Origin of the sequence: Streptomyces durbertensis (assembly GCF_014156695.1) — a bacterium.
In the GTDB taxonomy this organism is placed as follows: domain Bacteria; phylum Actinomycetota; class Actinomycetes; order Streptomycetales; family Streptomycetaceae; genus Streptomyces; species Streptomyces durbertensis.
In genome coordinates, this window is record NZ_WMLF01000991.1 from 1 (window position 1) to 255 (window position 255).

The window sequence follows — 255 nt, forward strand, 5'->3', positions numbered from 1 at the left end:
TCATGAAGCACGAGGACATCCACCTGGCCAAGGCGTCCGGCGTCGGCAACAAGGTCATCCTCTACGGCGCCCGCACCGGCGGCGACGGCATCGGCGGCGTCTCCGTGCTGGCCTCCGAGACCTTCGACGCCGAGGGTCCGGCCAAGCGGCCCGCCGTGCAGGTCGGCGACCCGTTCCAGGAGAAGCTGCTCATCGAGTGCACCCTGGAGATCTTCCGGGAGAAGCTCGTCGCCGGCATCCAGGACCTCGGCGGCG

The 255-nt window shown here is 69.8% G+C and carries 1 protein-coding gene; it reads left to right on the forward strand.

What is annotated here, in order from left to right; genetic code table 11:
* The coding region (locus GL263_RS28015) for an AIR synthase-related protein (protein ID WP_267132806.1) at positions 1–255 on the forward strand (255 nt) is incomplete at both ends.